The sequence below is a fragment of the Ruegeria sp. CL3 genome, assembly GCF_056536505.1.
In genome coordinates this window covers 38,940-54,286 of sequence record NZ_JBQFPT010000006.1, presented here as the reverse complement: position 1 = coordinate 54,286, position 15,347 = coordinate 38,940, and the positions used below count along the sequence as shown (strand labels likewise).

Annotated in this window: 14 protein-coding genes and 1 tRNA gene; 12 read left to right on the top strand and 3 right to left on the bottom strand. The window is 57.8% G+C overall.

The features are described 5' to 3' along the window. Positions 1 to 4: 4 nt before the first annotated feature. Positions 5 to 628, bottom strand: a complete 624-nt coding sequence (locus ACR0NO_RS10270) for a hypothetical protein (protein ID WP_480723875.1) — start codon at positions 626 to 628, stop codon at positions 5 to 7. After that, positions 625 to 2,811 (bottom strand): excinuclease ABC subunit UvrB, encoded by a 2,187-nt coding sequence (gene uvrB, locus ACR0NO_RS10265; protein ID WP_480723874.1) that lies wholly within the window; start codon positions 2,809 to 2,811, stop codon positions 625 to 627. The genes ACR0NO_RS10270 and uvrB overlap by 4 nt, the downstream gene beginning before the upstream one ends. Before the next feature lie 154 nt (positions 2,812 to 2,965). On the opposite strand from uvrB, the gene ACR0NO_RS10260 reads away from it, so the two are divergent. The 3 genes from ACR0NO_RS10260 to ACR0NO_RS10250 all read left to right on the top strand — a co-directional run bounded on the left by ACR0NO_RS10260 (position 2,966) and on the right by ACR0NO_RS10250 (position 3,852). After that, on the top strand, positions 2,966 to 3,277 hold the full coding sequence (locus ACR0NO_RS10260; RefSeq protein ID WP_170378795.1) for an ETC complex I subunit: 312 nt from the start codon (positions 2,966 to 2,968) through the stop codon (positions 3,275 to 3,277). After that, positions 3,278 to 3,754 (top strand): GNAT family N-acetyltransferase, encoded by a 477-nt coding sequence (locus ACR0NO_RS10255; protein WP_170468724.1) that lies wholly within the window; start codon positions 3,278 to 3,280, stop codon positions 3,752 to 3,754. Between the two features lie 21 nt (positions 3,755 to 3,775). Beyond that, positions 3,776 to 3,852, top strand: a tRNA-Arg gene (locus tag ACR0NO_RS10250). A gap of 181 nt (positions 3,853 to 4,033) precedes the next feature. Here ACR0NO_RS10250 and ACR0NO_RS10245 read toward each other — a convergent pair. After that, entirely contained in the window at positions 4,034 to 5,098 is a 1,065-nt protein-coding gene (locus ACR0NO_RS10245) for a Hint domain-containing protein (RefSeq protein ID WP_480723873.1), read from the bottom strand. A 256-nt stretch (positions 5,099 to 5,354) separates the two neighbouring features. Between ACR0NO_RS10245 and iolG the strand changes: the two genes are divergently transcribed. The 9 genes from iolG (at position 5,355) to ACR0NO_RS10200 (ending at position 15,118) form a co-directional block, all read left to right on the top strand. Then, the gene (gene iolG, locus ACR0NO_RS10240; RefSeq protein WP_480723871.1) at positions 5,355 to 6,368 is read left to right on the top strand and encodes an inositol 2-dehydrogenase; all 1,014 of its coding nucleotides are present in this window, start codon (positions 5,355 to 5,357) and stop codon (positions 6,366 to 6,368) included. 122 nt (positions 6,369 to 6,490) lie between these two features. Beyond that, a complete protein-coding gene (locus tag ACR0NO_RS10235; RefSeq protein WP_170378787.1) occupies positions 6,491 to 7,432 on the top strand; it encodes a sugar ABC transporter substrate-binding protein in 942 nt (313 codons plus the stop codon). Positions 7,433 to 7,516: 84 nt separating this feature from the next. After that, positions 7,517 to 8,641: an ABC transporter permease gene (locus ACR0NO_RS10230; protein ID WP_170767239.1), complete on the top strand. Its 1,125-nt coding sequence runs from the start codon at positions 7,517 to 7,519 to the stop codon at positions 8,639 to 8,641. A gap of 1 nt (position 8,642) precedes the next feature. Beyond that, the gene (locus ACR0NO_RS10225) at positions 8,643 to 9,461 is read left to right on the top strand and encodes an ATP-binding cassette domain-containing protein (protein ID WP_170639990.1); all 819 of its coding nucleotides are present in this window, start codon (positions 8,643 to 8,645) and stop codon (positions 9,459 to 9,461) included. An 89-nt stretch (positions 9,462 to 9,550) separates the two neighbouring features. Further along, the gene (gene iolD / locus ACR0NO_RS10220; protein ID WP_480723870.1) at positions 9,551 to 11,383 is read left to right on the top strand and encodes a 3D-(3,5/4)-trihydroxycyclohexane-1,2-dione acylhydrolase (decyclizing); all 1,833 of its coding nucleotides are present in this window, start codon (positions 9,551 to 9,553) and stop codon (positions 11,381 to 11,383) included. Further along, positions 11,380 to 12,279, top strand: a complete 900-nt coding sequence (gene iolE, locus ACR0NO_RS10215) for a myo-inosose-2 dehydratase (RefSeq protein ID WP_170678898.1) — start codon at positions 11,380 to 11,382, stop codon at positions 12,277 to 12,279. Before iolD ends, iolE begins: the two co-directional genes overlap by 4 nt. 48 nt (positions 12,280 to 12,327) lie before the next feature. Continuing rightward, positions 12,328 to 13,509, top strand: a complete 1,182-nt coding sequence (locus ACR0NO_RS10210; protein WP_480723869.1) for a phytanoyl-CoA dioxygenase family protein — start codon at positions 12,328 to 12,330, stop codon at positions 13,507 to 13,509. A 47-nt stretch (positions 13,510 to 13,556) separates the two neighbouring features. Continuing rightward, entirely contained in the window at positions 13,557 to 14,363 is an 807-nt protein-coding gene (iolB, locus tag ACR0NO_RS10205; RefSeq protein ID WP_480723868.1) for a 5-deoxy-glucuronate isomerase, read from the top strand. Continuing rightward, entirely contained in the window at positions 14,360 to 15,118 is a 759-nt protein-coding gene (locus ACR0NO_RS10200) for an SDR family NAD(P)-dependent oxidoreductase (RefSeq protein ID WP_480723867.1), read from the top strand. The genes iolB and ACR0NO_RS10200 overlap by 4 nt, the downstream gene beginning before the upstream one ends. The last annotated feature ends 229 nt before the right edge of the window (positions 15,119 to 15,347 follow it).

Here is a 15,347-nt window from a genome sequence, read left to right as displayed (position 1 = left end):
GGAGTCAACTTTTCAAAATCGGCAACCCTCGAAGCTGCTCTAGCCGCTGCTTCAAGTCAGTATCGAAAAAGCGATTGTGTCGATGAACATGACGCAAAAAAGCTACGTCTTCAATTATATCGCAAACGTGTTTGACCATTTCGGGCAATCCAGCTGTCTCGATGCTCCAACTTTGCGGTGCAAAATGCGAGAAATCCTTTCGAAGCGCATGCAAAAGCCTCAAGGAACTTTCTTGTTCATCATCCGTTTCGAAAACAGCTGCATCAAGGTCATAATAATCAACACCGAATACTCTTTTTATCAATTGGGGCATTGGAGCAATTTGCCCTTCAATCAATGGCGAATAAGCTTCTGTGATGTCGGTTTGTTCAGAACTGTCATAAAGCGCCTTACGTACTTGTTTTTCGGTGTCTCTTTTGTAAGCGCCCAAGCCATCAGTCTGGGTTAAGGCACACACACAGGTTCCTTGAAGCGCACTATGAAGCGCAATAACTATCCATTTCCAATTCCAAGGTTTTGAAGAAACGCTTGGCAAAAGCTGCACGACCAAGTCGACGCTTTGCACAACGTCTTCGTACTCGTCAGTTGAAAAGAAATTGGACCGTTGCTCTGGTGGATTTAGCGTCACTTCTTACGCCTTTTCACATTTCCACCCCGTTGCCCTGGTCTGCCAGCCGTTGACCGTCCACGCGATTTCACAGCATCCTCGGATGCCTTCTCAACCGCCCATTGGCGCGCCATGGGATCGTCAGCGACAGCCAGATCGACCGCTTCGAGACGTTTGATCTCATCGCGGATGTTGGCGGCCTCTTCGAATTCCAGGTTCTCGGCTGCTTTGCGCATCTTCTCGCGCAAACCGTCCAGATGAGCCTCGAGGTTGGCGCCGTGCATCGGTTTGTCGATCGTGGCGGTGACGCGGTTCATGTCGACGTCGCCTTCGTAGAGACCGGCCAGAACGTCCTCGACATTCTTCTTCACCGTCTCGGGCGTGATGCCGTGTTCCTCGTTATAGGCGATCTGCTTGGCGCGGCGGCGGTTGGTCTCGTTCAACGCGCGCTCCATCGAGCCGGTGATCTTGTCGGCATACATGATGACCCGGCCATCGGCGTTTCGCGCGGCGCGGCCGATGGTCTGGACCAGAGAGGTCTCGGAGCGCAGGAACCCCTCTTTGTCCGCGTCCAGAATGGCGACCAGCCCACATTCGGGAATGTCGAGGCCTTCGCGAAGAAGGTTGATGCCAACCAGCACGTCGAACGCCCCAAGCCGCAGGTCGCGCAGGATTTCGATGCGTTCCAGCGTGTCGATATCCGAGTGCATGTAGCGGACTTTGATGCCCTGTTCGTGCAGGTATTCCGTCAGGTCCTCGGCCATGCGTTTGGTCAGGGTCGTGACCAGCGTGCGGAAGCCATTGGCGGAGACCTTGCGCACCTCGTCCAGCAGATCGTCCACCTGCATCGACACAGGGCGGATTTCGACCTCAGGGTCAAGAAGGCCCGTGGGGCGGATCACTTGTTCGGTGAAGACGCCGCCGGTCTGTTCGATCTCCCATTTCGCAGGGGTAGCCGAGACGAAGACGGATTGCGGGCGCATGGCGTCCCATTCCTCGAACTTGAGGGGTCGGTTGTCCATGCACGACGGCAGGCGGAACCCGTGTTCGGCCAGTGTGAATTTGCGCCGATAGTCGCCCCGGTACATGCCGCCGATCTGCGGGACCGAGACATGGGATTCGTCGGCAAAGACAATGGCGTTGTCGGGGATGAATTCAAACAGGGTTGGGGGCGGTTCACCCGGCGCGCGACCCGTGAGGTAGCGCGAGTAGTTCTCGATCCCGTTGCAGACACCAGTAGCCTCGAGCATTTCCAGATCGAAATTGGTACGCTGCTCCAGACGTTGCGCTTCCAGCAGTTTGCCTTCGCCCACCAATTGGTCGAGCCGGATGCGGAGTTCCTTTTTGATGCTGATGATCGCCTGCTGCATCGTCGGTTTCGGCGTCACGTAGTGCGAGTTTGCATAGACGCGCACCTGCTCCATTGTGGCGGCGCGTTCGCCGGTCAGCGGGTCGAATTCGGTGATCTGTTCCAGTTCTTCGCCAAAGAAGGACAGCTTCCAGGCGCGGTCCTCGAGGTGGGCGGGCCAGATCTCCAGCGAGTCACCCCGAACCCGGAAGGACCCGCGCTGAAAGGCCTGATCGTTGCGGCGGTATTGCTGGGCGACCAAGTCAGCCATCACTTGTCGCTGGTCGTATTCGTTGCCGACCTTCAGATCCTGCGTCATCGCCCCGTAGGTCTCGACCGAGCCGATACCGTAGATGCACGACACCGAGGCCACGATGATCACATCGTCCCGTTCCAGTAGCGCCCGCGTGGCCGAATGGCGCATCCTGTCGATCTGTTCGTTGATCTGCGATTCTTTCTCGATATAGGTGTCGCTGCGCGGCACGTAGGCCTCGGGCTGGTAGTAGTCGTAGTAGGACACGAAATACTCGACCGAGTTTTCGGGGAAGAAGCCCTTGAACTCGCCGTATAGCTGCGCGGCCAGTGTCTTGTTGGGCGCAAGGATGATGGCGGGGCGCTGCGTTTCCTCGATCACCTTGGCCATGGTGAAGGTCTTGCCCGTCCCGGTCGCGCCCAGCAGAACCTGATCGCGCTCGCCGTCCATAACGCCGCCCGCCAGCTCTTTGATGGCCGTAGGCTGGTCCCCGGCAGGCGCAAAATCGGTGTGCATCACGAACGCCTTGCCGCCCTCAAGCTTGAGGCGGGCGCGGACGTCTTCTGAGGTCAGCTGGGTCTTGTCGGAATGAGCATAGGCCATAGAGGGGGGATTCCTTTCGCGCCTGATTTTGATCTGTTTTTGTTCCGGTTCAAGGGGGCATTTCCATTGCACGCAATTGCGACAATTGTGGACTTGTCCGAATGGATGGTGTGACGCATAAACAAAGCCAGCAAAGTGAGTACGGAGAGGCGAGATGCGCGCACGGATTTACCAGCCTTCGCGGAATGCGATGACCTCGGGCATGGCCAAGACCCGCAAGTGGGTTTTGGAATATGCGCCTGCGTCTTCGCGTGAAGTTGATCCGCTGATGGGCTGGACCTCATCCGATGACACTCAGACCCAGGTGCGCCTGAAATTCGATACCAAGGAAGAGGCGCTGGATTACGCCAAGGACAATGGTATAGACGTACAGGTCAGCGAGCCGCACAAGCGCAAGCCCAACCTGCGTCCGCGTGGGTATGGCGAGAATTTCGCAACGGACCGTCGCAGCCCCTGGACGCACTAAATGATCGAAATTCGACTGGCCGACCCCATGTCGGATGCCTTGCGTCCCGTGATTGAGGCGCATTTTGCCCATAGCGAACAAGCCGGTCCGGCGGAAAGCAATCATACCATGGGGCCCGAGGCCTTGTCGGGTGACGGCATCCGCTTCTGGGGTCTTTTCGAAGAGGGTCGCGCCTTGGGCTGCGGCGCGTTGAAGACCCTGCCCGATGGTACGGCCGAAGTGAAATCGGTGCACGTTGTCGAAACCGCACGTGGGCGCGGTCTGGCGCGGGTGATGATGGCATACCTTGCCGATCTGGCAGCCAATGAGGGCACAAAGGCACTTGTGCTCGAAACGGGTGCGGCGCATCTGCCAGATTATGCAGCTGCCCGTAAGCTCTATGAGGCGCTGGGTTATTCCTATTGCGGCCCGATCTATGGGTATGAAGACGATCCAAACAGCGCCTTCATGCGCTTGGCCCTTGAACCCCGCCCTTAAAACCAGCAAGAAGGGCGCAGCGGTCCCTTAGCTCAACTGGATAGAGCAGCTGACTTCTAATCAGCAGGTTGAGGGTTCGAGTCCTTCAGGGATCGCCATTTCACCCAAGAAAAACACGCGGCTTGTCCGATCCGTTCTTCGCTTTGGCGGGGAAGGTTCAGAAGGGCTGGCTGAGGGGGTCGCGCCAGCCCTTCTTTAGAGGGTTACTGAGTGGTAGGTAAATCAGTAACCAATGATTAACAAATGCGTACAGCGCGCGAAATTGGGGGATTCCCGTAGTTACTGTGCCGCTACGCGGGATCCTGTGGTGTTCAAACGGGATAGATGGGACCTGAGAACAGCCGCTTCATGTGGTTTCAGAATGGGTGCAGCCGTCGGCCCATAAGCGTCGGATTTTACCCGCAGCTCGGGGAAAAGTGACAGTATTTCAGCGCGCTGCGGGCGATCCAGCGCTCCGATCGAAGTCGGGGTCACAAAAAAACTCTCGCTAAGGACGCCTTCAGATCTGATGATCTGATGCTGATCGAACATAATATGCCAATAGCTGACATGCCCGCCTTCGCGAATCGATACACCCTCCATGCCGCATAGGAACTTGGCTGCCACCAATGCGTGGGGCGCGCCAAACAGAAGCTCGGCTACGCTGGTGTCGATCATCATCCGGTGCTGCTGCGAGACGACAAGTTCGCTTGGGTTGCCCAGCGTGTTGGGGGCAAAGACCACAGGGGCAAAGCGCCCGGTTGCCGGAACGGATGTGCTCCCGATCCACAGAACTGGCTGCAGGCCGTTGTCCCGTGTCCAGACCTTTTGACCAACGTGGATCTGCTGCACGGGAACCGAACCGTCGGTTGTTTCGATCAATGTGCCCTCAGCAAAGCAAGCCACATAGTCCGAATACAGCGAAGACCCCGTATTTGATCCCGCAACCTTGACGTAGGACGCCCCATCTATCAGCCGCTCTGAGGCCGCAAAACCCCAGACATCTGAGGTCACGCCGTTTTGCGAAAAGACAAACAGCCGGATGACAGGTCCGGTTTCTAGACCGTTTTCGTCAAGTTGCCGAATGTCGATGAAGGATTCGGATTCCACAGGAGTACCATTGGCCACGATGCCACCGCCATCGGTGACTGTGTGACCAAAGGCCTGATCATCTTCGAACACATCTGGATTGCCCGAGGTGTCATCTACAGTGACCGTGGTTCCGCCGCCCGCCGTATATTGGAAAACAGTACCGTTCGGCGTGTCTGAGTTGTTGCGGATTGGCGTGCCTACAATCCCCGCGCTGGGGCTAGACGTTACCATCATGTTTTCGCTGTCGACCGAAAAGAAACTACGCAGAACCATCTAGTACCCGTCATGATTGCTGTTGCTTTGAGCGGCCTGAACAGACCATTTGCGGCGCACCCTAGGGTGGTTCTCGACCCCGACCAATTCACGTCATCTTGAGCGTCAGGCTTATTTAGGCTTCGCGTATTCAATTGTTGTTGAGGTGACGACTGCATCGCCCGCAGACCTTGATCGGAGGACCGATGATAAAACTATTGCAACCGGTTGCAAAAAAATCCATTGTTACGCCACAGAACAGGATTCGAGGGTTTGGATGTTGAAGGTTGGATTGCTGGGCACCGGACGGATCGGGCGGGTGCATGCGCGGGCGATATCAGCCCATCCGGGCAGTGTGCTATGCGCGGTCTCGGATGCCATGGCTCAGGCGGCAGAGGATCTGGCCAGTGACCACGGCGCTGAAGTTCGAACCTCGGACCAGATCATAGCGGACCCAGAAATTGACGCTGTGCTGATCGCGACGCCGACAGACACGCATTCAGACCTGATCGAAGCCGCAACAGCGGCAGGCAAAGCAGTTTTGTGTGAAAAACCCGTGGATCTGGACCTTCAGCGGGCCATTTCCTGCCAGCAGTCGGTCGCAGCTCATGGTCAGCCCGTGATGATCGGCTTCAACCGTCGGTTTGATCCCAGCTTTTCGGCATTGAAAACGGCTGTGGATACAGGCGAGATCGGCAAGGCTGAACTGCTGTCCATCACCTCGTTCGATCCGGCCCCGCCACCGGTGAGCTATGTCAAGGTTTCGGGTGGCCTGTTCCGGGACATGATGATCCACGATTTCGACATGGCGAATTTCCTGATGGGAGAGGTCCCTAAGACGATTTCCGCTGTTGGTTCGTCGATCGTCGACCCAGAAATCGGCGCGGCTGGAGACGTGGATACAGCCGTTGTCACAATGACTTACGCGGATGGTCGTATCGCGGCCATCAAGAATTCACGCCGGGCGGCCTATGGCTATGATCAGCGGATCGAGCTGCTGGGTTCCGAAGGTCTTCTGCAGGCGCAGAACATGTTGGAAAACACTGTTGTCAAATCGACCTCCGCCGGCGTCGTCGGGGCCAAACCCACCTATTTCTTTCTGGAACGCTACATGCCCGCATATCAGGCCGAATGGGCCGCTTTTGTGGAGGCAGCGGCCTCGGGCGCGCAGGTTCCTGTCTCGCTGGAAGATGGGGTTGCAGCCCTCGCAATGGCTGAGGCGGCAACGCTGTCGGCGCAGTCCGGTAGGCCGGTTCATCTGGCCGAATTTTTGAAACCGGTTGCAAAATGATTGAATTTCTTCAAACTGAAAAGAGCCCGGAAACAGACCCGGGCAAAACAGATTCGGCCCAACCGAAAAAATGGGGCTGATAGCCTAGGACGAAAACAGACGGTTTTATGGGAGGAAACCAAATGAACAAGTTTGTGAAACGAGTACTGATGGCCAGTGCTGTCGCGGTGGCGGCCGCAAGCGGTGCCGCGGCTGAAGGCGAAAAGTACATCCTGGTCAGCCATGCCCCTGACAGTGACAGCTGGTGGAACACGATCAAGAACGGTATCGCTCTGGCCGGTGAGCAGATGGGTGTCGAGGTGGAATATCGCAACCCGCCTACTGGTGACCTTGCGGATATGGCGCGCATCATCGATCAGGCTGCGGCCTCCGGTCCCAACGGTATCATCACCACGTTGGCTGACCCGGATATTCTCGAAGGCCCAATCAAAGCTGCTGTAGATTCCGGGATCGACGTGATCATTATGAACACTGGGACACCCGACAAGGCACGCGAAGTTGGCGCCCTGATGTATGTCGGGCAGCCCGAATACGACGCCGGCTACGCGGCTGGTCTTCGGGCGAAAGGTGACGGCATTGGCTCTTTCCTTTGTGTGAACCACTACATCGTCCAGCCATCCAGCCAAGAGCGTTGCCAGGGCTTCGCGGACGGCCTGGGTATTGAGCTTGGTGAGCAGATGATCGACGCGGGACAGGATCCGGCGGAGATTAAGAACCGCGTTCTGGCCTACCTGTCGGCTAACCCAGAGACGGACGCTGTTTTGACGCTTGGCCCGACCTCTGCCGATCCAACCATCTTGGCGCTTCAAGAGAACGGCATGGCCGGTGACATTTATTTCGGTACGTTCGATCTAGGTGGCGAGATTGTCAAAGCCATCAAGGACGGTACCATTCAGTGGGGAATCGACCAGCAGCCGTTCCTGCAGGCCTACCTGCCGGTTGTTGTTCTGACCAACTACCACCGTTACGGCGTTCTGCCAGGCAACAACATCAACTCTGGCCCCGGTTTCGTGACCGCGGACGGCCTGGAGAAAATCGAAGAATTCGCGGGCGAATACCGCTGATCTTCTTAACTGAGCGGGCGTGCTCGGACGCCCGCTCAATCCTACTTCCAAATTTTCTGGATCACCCGCGAGGGGAGGACCACAATGTCTGAGTCAGCTCAATCCACAGCAGTTGAAGACGAACGGATCAAAGAGATCTCGCCGCTGCGCCGTGCTCTGATCCGCCCAGAGCTGGGTGGAATTGTCGGCACCGTCGCCGTATTTACGTTTTTTCTGTTGTTTGCATTCGATAGTGGCATGTTCACCAGTCAGGGTGTGCTGAACTGGTCGATCGTTTCGGCGCAGTTCATGATCATTGCCGTGGGGGCGTGCCTGCTCATGATCGCAGGCGAATTTGACTTATCGGTCGGTTCGATGATCGGCTTTGCCGGGATGATGATCGCGATCTTCTCAGTCACACTCAGCTGGCCCGTGTGGATGGCTATCATTGTGACGTTTGCGCTCTGTGTGTCGATTGGGGCCTTGAACGGTTTTATCGTGGTGCGAACTGGCCTGCCCAGCTTTATCGTGACTTTGGCCTTTCTGTTTATCCTGCGCGGCTTCACCATTTATCTGCCGCAAACCATTGAGCGGAAGACGATCATTGGCGGCATCAAAGATGTCGCGGAAGGTGACTGGCTGGCATCGATCTTCGGTGGCAAAGTCGGACAAGGGTTCTTCAGTTGGCTTGGCGAAAACGGCTTGATCGAAACGTTCGAGCGTGGAACGCGCGCGGGTCAGCCTGTTGTTGACGGTATTCCTATGCTGATTGTCTGGGCCATTGGTATCATTATTTTTGGTCACGTGCTGCTTACCAAAACCAAGTTTGGTAACTGGATTTTTGCAGCGGGTGGCGACGCCGAGGCAGCGCGGAATTCAGGCGTGCCAGTGAACAAAGTCAAAATACTGATGTTCATGTTCACCGCCTTCTGCGCCACGGTCTTCGCCACCTGTCAGGTTATGGAGTTCGGCTCGGCTGGCGCGGACCGTGGTTTGCTCAAGGAGTTTGAAGCGATTATTGCGGTTGTAATTGGCGGCGCGCTGCTGACCGGCGGATATGGCTCGGTTCTGGGGGCTGCTTTAGGCGCTTTGATTTTTGGCGTGGTACAGCAGGGGCTGTTCTTTGCTGGCGTCGAAAGCTCACTGTTTAGGGTCTTCTTGGGGATCATCCTGTTGGGTGCCGTAATCCTGAACACCTATATCCGCCGCATCATCACAGGAGAACACTGAGATGACTGACGATACCAAGTTCCATCATGGGGACGCGCAGGATAGCAAGCCGATCATTCGTATGGTCGACATCCAGAAACACTTCGGCTCGGTCATTGCGCTGGCAGGTGTAAGCTTTGATCTGAAACCGGGGGAATGCCACTGTCTTCTCGGCGATAATGGTGCGGGCAAGTCGACCTTCATTAAGACGATGTCAGGCGTTCACAAACCAACTTCGGGCGAGATTTTCTTCGAAGACAAACCGATGCATTTTGAAGACCCACGCGATGCGATTTCAGCGGGGATCGCAACCGTACATCAGCATTTGGCCATGATCCCGCTGATGAGTGTCAGCCGCAATTTCTTCATGGGCAACGAACCAACGCGCAAAGTGGCTGGAATCAGCTTCTTCGATAAGAAGCTGGCTGACGAAATCACTATGGAAGAGATGCGCAAGATGGGCATCAATCTGCGTGGCCCGGATCAGGCTGTGGGCACCTTGTCTGGAGGGGAACGCCAGACGGTTGCGATTGCGCGCGCGGTTCATTTCGGTGCCAAGATCCTGATTTTGGACGAGCCGACCTCGGCCCTTGGGGTGAGGCAAACTTCGAACGTGCTGGCGACCATCGACAAGGTGCGCAGCCAAGGCGTCGGTGTGGTTTTCATCAGCCACAACGTGCGCCACGCGCTGGCCGTCGGCGACCGCTTTACCGTGCTGAACCGGGGCAAAACGCTGGGCACCGCAAAACGCGGCGAGATCACACCAGAAGAACTACAGGACCTGATGGCGGGAGGGCAAGAATTGGCCCAATTGGAAGGGTCACTGGGCGGAACGGTTTAACGCCGTTCCTCCAAAATTGGACCATGCGGTCCGACATCTAACGAAATTGCAGAATTGGCCAAATTGGCCTTGTGTTGAAAGGGATCACAATGGGCAACACCGTCCGACTGACCGCAGCGCAAGCTTTGGTGCGCTATCTGGGCGCGCAGATGAATGAGGCCGGAGAGCCTTTTATAGCAGGTGTCTGGGCCATTTTTGGCCATGGCAATGTGGCCGGGCTGGGTGAGGCGCTGCATGGTGTCAAAGACACGCTGCCAACCTATCGCGGTCACAATGAACAGACGATGGCGCATTGCGCGATTGCCTATGCCAAACAGATGCGGCGCACACGGGCGATGGCGGTGACCTCGTCCATCGGGCCGGGCGCGACCAATATGGTCACCGCCGCTGCGCTGGCCCATGTTAACCGCCTGCCGGTTCTTCTGCTGCCGGGCGACGTCTTCGCCTCACGCGGGCCGGACCCGGTGTTGCAACAGATCGAGAGTTTTGGCGATGGCACCATCAGCGCCAATGACTGTTTCCGCCCGGTCAGCCGCTACTATGACCGTATCTCGCGCCCTGAGCATCTGCTGACTGCTCTGCCGCGTGCTTTCCGCACGATGACCGACCCGGCGGATTGCGGGCCGGTTACTTTGGCCTTCTGTCAGGACGTTCAGGCCGAGGCCTATGATTACCCGGAAACCTTCTTTGAACCGCGCGTTTGGTTCCAACGCCGTATTCGCCCAGACGAAGGCGAACTGGCGCGCGCCGTCGCCGCGATTTCAGCGGCCAAACGTCCGGTCATTGTCGCAGGCGGTGGGGTGCATTATTCGGATGCAACGGATGCGCTGCAGAGCTTTGCTGAGACACACAATATCCCAATCACAGAAACGCAGGCCGGCAAATCCGCTTTGGCCTGGGATCATCCCCTGAACCTTGGTCCGATTGGTGTGACGGGCGGCGAGCCCGCCAATGACATCTGCGGCGAGGCCGATCTGGTGCTGGCCGTTGGCACGCGCCTGCAAGATTTCACCACCGGCTCTTGGGGTCTGTTTTCGAACCCCGCGCGCGAGATGATTTGCCTTAATACCGCCGCCTATGATGCCGAAAAACACGGCGCGATGCCGTTGCAATCCGATGCGCGCGTTGGCCTGCAGGAGCTGGGCGTGGCGTTGAAGGGCTACAATGCTGATCCTGTGGCGGACACTCTCAAAGCGGATTGGTTTGGCAAGGTTGACGCGCTGACCGATGCGCCGGGGGACGGGAACGCTCTGCCCACCGACATGCAGGTGGTGGGCGCGGTTCAGCGCGCCTCGCATGACGACACGGTGGTGATGTGCGCCGCGGGCACAATGCCGGGCGAGCTGCACAAGTTGTGGAAAGCGCCGCGGCCCGGGGCTTATCACATGGAATACGGGTTCAGCTGCATGGGCTATGAGATCGCAGGAGCGATGGGCATCAAAATGGCCCAGCCGGATCGCGACGTGATCTGCTTTACCGGCGACGGCACCTACATGATGGCGAACTCGGAAATGGCGACGGCGGCGATGATGGGCATGTCCTTCACCGTTGTGATCACCGACAACCGAGGCTTTGGCTGCATCAACCGCCTGCAGATGGGCACCGGTGGAGCTGAGTTTAACAACCTGCTCGATCACACTGTCCACGAAACCGCCTCGAACATCGATTTCGCGGCACATGCGGCGGCGATGGGGGCGACCTCGGTCAAGGTCAGCTCGATTGCCGAGCTTGAGGACGCGTTGGCCAAACGCGGCGACATCACAGGGCCTTACGTGGTGGTCATCGACACCGATCCTTACCCCTCCACCGAATATGGCGGCACATGGTGGGAAGTCGCGGTGCCCGAGGTCAGCACCCGCCCCGAAGTGAACGAAAAACGCGCGGCCTATGAGGTTGCCATCAAGGAAAGAAACACGAAATGAGCGTGAAAATCGGGATCTCTCCGATCGCGTGGCAGAATGACGATCTGCCGGACCTGACCGCTGCATACACAATGGAACAAGCGCTGCAGGAGTCGCGTCAGATTGGTTACACCGGCGTCGAACGGGGCCAGCGGATGCCCAGCGATACCGAGGGGCTGCGCGCCTACCTTGAGGGCAACGATATCGCGCTTTGTGGCGGCTGGTGTTCCGGTGCCTCGCTGATCAACGACTTCGCGGCGGAACGAGACGCCGTGCAGGAACAGGTCGCGCAATTCGTGGCGTTGAACAGCCCGTGTATCGTTTACGCCGAATGCTCCAACACCGTTCAGGGCCAGATCGGGACGCCGGTCAATGACCGCCCGAAACTGTCGAAGGATGAGGTGCTCTCCTACGCGGCCAAGCTGACCGAGTTGGCAAAATGGATGGGTGATCAGGGCATGCCGATGGCCTATCACCACCACATGGGCACGATCATCGAAAGCGAGGATGACGTGAACTGGCTGATGGAGGGCTCAGGCCGCGAGCTGAAACTGTGCTTTGACACCGGCCACCTGCTTTTTGGCGGCGGTGACGTGATGGCGACCCTGAACCGCTGGGGCGACCGCGTGCATCACGTGCATTTCAAGGATATCCGCCCCGCCATTGTGCAGGACGTGCGGGAAAACAACCGCAGTTTCCTGGACGCCGTGATCGCAGGCGCGTTCACGGTGCCAAGTGACGGCTACATTGATTTTCAGGCGGTCGCAAATGCGCTGAAAGCGATGGATTATGACGGCTGGATCGTCGTTGAGGCAGAACAGGACCCGGCCAAAGCGCCGCCCTATGAGTACTCCAAAAAAGGCTACGACCACATCGTTGATGTCTGCGGCAAGGCAGGATTGGAGATCACCGCTTAGCACACCGCCCCAAGGGGCAACACCGAAGCCATGAGAAAGGAGAAAGTCATGGTAAATCAAGAACTCGGATATGTCGGCTATTTTGACCGGGAATCCTGTGATCTGGATGAATTCAAGGTGTTGACCTCACAGGCCCTTTCGGCGGACGCGGTGTCGTTTGCTGCGTCTGTGGAAAACAATGTGCCCGTCTATGACATGCAGGCTTTGCGTCCGCTACTAGAGCAAGCAGACAAGCGGCAGGCCTTGCTGTCCGAATGGGCTTGGGTTCTTGCCAAATCTGCAGGCGTCATCGCCCTGAAACAGGCGTATCCGGATACAAGTGTGATCGACCGGGCCACAGATGTGTTCCGCCAGATCATCCAAGACGAACGTCAGGGCGGCGGGGGTGAGGGCGACCACTTTGCGGCCTCTGGGGCCAATGACCGGATCTGGAACGCGTTGCAGAAACAGTGCCTGCGCGATCCCGAGGGCTTTGCGCTCTATTTCGGAAACACCTCGATTGCCGCCGCGTGTGAGGCTTGGCTTGGCCCGAACTATCAGGTCACGGCGCAGATCAACCAGGTGCGCCCCGGCGGGCAGGCACAGCAAGCGCACCGTGACTATCACCTTGGCTTTCAAACGGCAGACAGCGCTGCGCGATACCCCGCGCATGCGCATTTTCTAACGGCAGCTCTGACATTGCAGGGCGCTGTCGCTCATTGCGATATGCCTGTGGAGTCTGGACCGACCAAGCTGCTTCCGTTCTCGCAGCTTTATGCGCCCGGATATCTTGCCTTCCACGACACGGATCACCGCGCGCATTTCGAAGAGAACTACGTGCAGCTGCCGTTGCAAAAGGGGGATGCCGTGTTCTTCAACCCTGCGCTGTTCCATGCGGCAGGCGAAAACTGCAGTGCGGACATTCATCGCATGGCAAACCTGCTTCAGGTGTCCTCGGCCTTTGGTCGGGCGATGGAGGCCGTGGATCGCCGCGCGATGTCCGAGGCGGTGTTTCCATCGCTCATCGCCTTGAAACAACGGGGTGATCTGACTGCTGCACAGCTAGAGGCTGCAATCGCCGCCACCGCCGAAGGCTATCCTTTCCCAACCAATCTCGACACAGACCCTCCGGTCGGGGGGAATGCGCCGGACAGTCAGGCGGATATCCTGCGCCGCGCTGTGGCAGAGGTGTGGTCTGAGGCGCAGCTATTGAATGCGCTTTCGGCGCTGACCACACGGCAATCCGCCTGAAATAAGAACCGGGCGGTCGCATAGACCGCCCAATACCGGAGACCAACATGGCAGATTTGCTCAAGAAACCATTCGGCACCCGTGGCAAGGTCCACGACATCACTCCGGCCAGCGCCGGGTGGCGTTATGTCGGGTTCGGCCTCTACCACCTGCGCGCGGGCGACAAGGCGACCGAGGTCACTGGAGATCGTGAGGTCATTCTGGTCATGGTCGAAGGCAAGGCGCAGATCTCCGGCGCCGGGCAGGATTGGGGCGTTCTGGGCGACCGGATGAATGTGTTCGAGAAATCACCGCCTCATTGCCTCTACCTGCCCAACGGCACCGAATGGGAGGCCGTGGCCGAAACCGATTGCGTCATCGCCGTTTGCTCAGCCCCCGGCAAAGGCGGGCATCAGGCCCGGCGGATTGGGCCGGATGGCATTACTCTGACCCAGCGTGGCAAGGGCGTGAACACACGCCATATCAACAATATCGCGATGGAAAATGAAGACTACGCCGATAGCCTGCTGGTGACAGAGGTGTTCACCCCAAACGGCCATTGGTCCTCATACCCCAGTCACCGCCATGATGAGGATGACTTCCCGCGTATCACCTATCTCGAGGAAACCTATTACCACCGCCTCAACCCGGCCAACGGGTTCGGAATTCAGCGCGTCTATACCGATGACGGCCAGCTGGATGAAACGATGGCGGTCTCAGATGGCGATGTTGTGACCGTTCCGCGCGGGCACCACCCTTGCGGAGCGCCCTACGGGTTTGAGATGTATTATCTGAACGTCATGGCCGGACCCTTGCGGAAATGGCGCTTTGTTGCGGCCCCCGAGGTCGAGTGGATCATGGAGCGTGACGGATGACCCCAGAATCTGCCACCTATCCCAGTCTGAACGGCAAGACCGTTTTCATCACCGGCGGGGCTGGAGGAATCGGAGCGGAAACGGTTCGGGCCTTTGCCGCGCAGGGGGCCAAGGTGGGGTTTCTAGACCTCAACCCGGATGCGGGCCATGAGCTGTTGGCAGAACTCGAAGGTGAGCATGCGTTTGCCCAATGCGATCTGCGCAATATCGATGCGCTGCGCGATGCGCTGGAGCAACTGACCGAGGAACTGGGCGCAGCGCATGTTCTGGTCAACAACGCAGCACAAGATGACCGACATGACTGGCGCGAGGTAACTGCGGATTATTGGGATGAACGTATGGCGACCAATATCCGCCATATGTTCTTTGCCATTCAGGCGGTTGCCCCTGCAATGATCGAACGGGGCGCGGGCTCAATCGTCAATCTGGGGTCGAATTCCTGGTGGGAAGCCGGCGCAGGTTTCCCTGCCTATGCCACCGCCAAATCCGCTGTTCATGGCCTGACCCGAACCATGGCGCGCGAGCTGGGGGATCACCGTATCCGCGTGAACACTGTTGTCCCCGGTTGGATCATGACCCAGCGCCAGAAAGACCTGTGGGTCACGCCCGAGGCGCTGGCAAAACAAGTTGACCGCCAATGCCTGCCTGACCCGATCGACCCGGTCTATGTGGCGCGGATGGTGGTGTTTCTGGCCTCAGACGACGCCGCCATGTGCAGCGCCGGGAATTTCATGGTCGAAGGCGGCTCGATCTAGACTTAGTTTGATCATTCGGCATGGGCCAAGCAATTGTTGTCCCGTCGCCGGATATCTCAATGAAGCACCGGCTTATACTTTTAGACAGATGGTTTCGAAACCTGCCATCCAAAACGATTCCATCGATTGACGAGTTGCGGGACAAATTGAGCTTTCGCTACAGTTACGCCAATGACAGCTTTGCCGGCGAGTAGTTCATTTCAAGAACTGCCCAGCCGCTAGCTGTTCT

Excerpts from the sequence above, each read along its gene's own strand:
- ACR0NO_RS10255 (WP_170468724.1), top strand. The coding sequence starts at position 3,278 with ATGATCGAAATTCGACTGGCCGACCCCATGTCGGATGCCTTGCGTCCC.
- iolG (WP_480723871.1), top strand. The coding sequence starts at position 5,355 with ATGTTGAAGGTTGGATTGCTGGGCACCGGACGGATCGGGCGGGTGCAT.
- ACR0NO_RS10225 (WP_170639990.1), top strand. The coding sequence starts at position 8,643 with ATGACTGACGATACCAAGTTCCATCATGGGGACGCGCAGGATAGCAAG.
- ACR0NO_RS10235 (WP_170378787.1), top strand. The coding sequence starts at position 6,491 with ATGAACAAGTTTGTGAAACGAGTACTGATGGCCAGTGCTGTCGCGGTG.
- ACR0NO_RS10210 (WP_480723869.1), top strand. The coding sequence starts at position 12,328 with ATGGTAAATCAAGAACTCGGATATGTCGGCTATTTTGACCGGGAATCC.
- iolE (WP_170678898.1), top strand. The coding sequence starts at position 11,380 with ATGAGCGTGAAAATCGGGATCTCTCCGATCGCGTGGCAGAATGACGAT.
- ACR0NO_RS10200 (WP_480723867.1), top strand. The coding sequence starts at position 14,360 with ATGACCCCAGAATCTGCCACCTATCCCAGTCTGAACGGCAAGACCGTT.
- iolD (WP_480723870.1), top strand. The coding sequence starts at position 9,551 with ATGGGCAACACCGTCCGACTGACCGCAGCGCAAGCTTTGGTGCGCTAT.
- ACR0NO_RS10230 (WP_170767239.1), top strand. The coding sequence starts at position 7,517 with ATGTCTGAGTCAGCTCAATCCACAGCAGTTGAAGACGAACGGATCAAA.
- uvrB (WP_480723874.1), bottom strand. The coding sequence starts at position 2,811 with ATGGCCTATGCTCATTCCGACAAGACCCAGCTGACCTCAGAAGACGTC.
- iolB (WP_480723868.1), top strand. The coding sequence starts at position 13,557 with ATGGCAGATTTGCTCAAGAAACCATTCGGCACCCGTGGCAAGGTCCAC.
- ACR0NO_RS10260 (WP_170378795.1), top strand. The coding sequence starts at position 2,966 with ATGCGCGCACGGATTTACCAGCCTTCGCGGAATGCGATGACCTCGGGC.
- ACR0NO_RS10245 (WP_480723873.1), bottom strand. The coding sequence starts at position 5,098 with ATGGTTCTGCGTAGTTTCTTTTCGGTCGACAGCGAAAACATGATGGTA.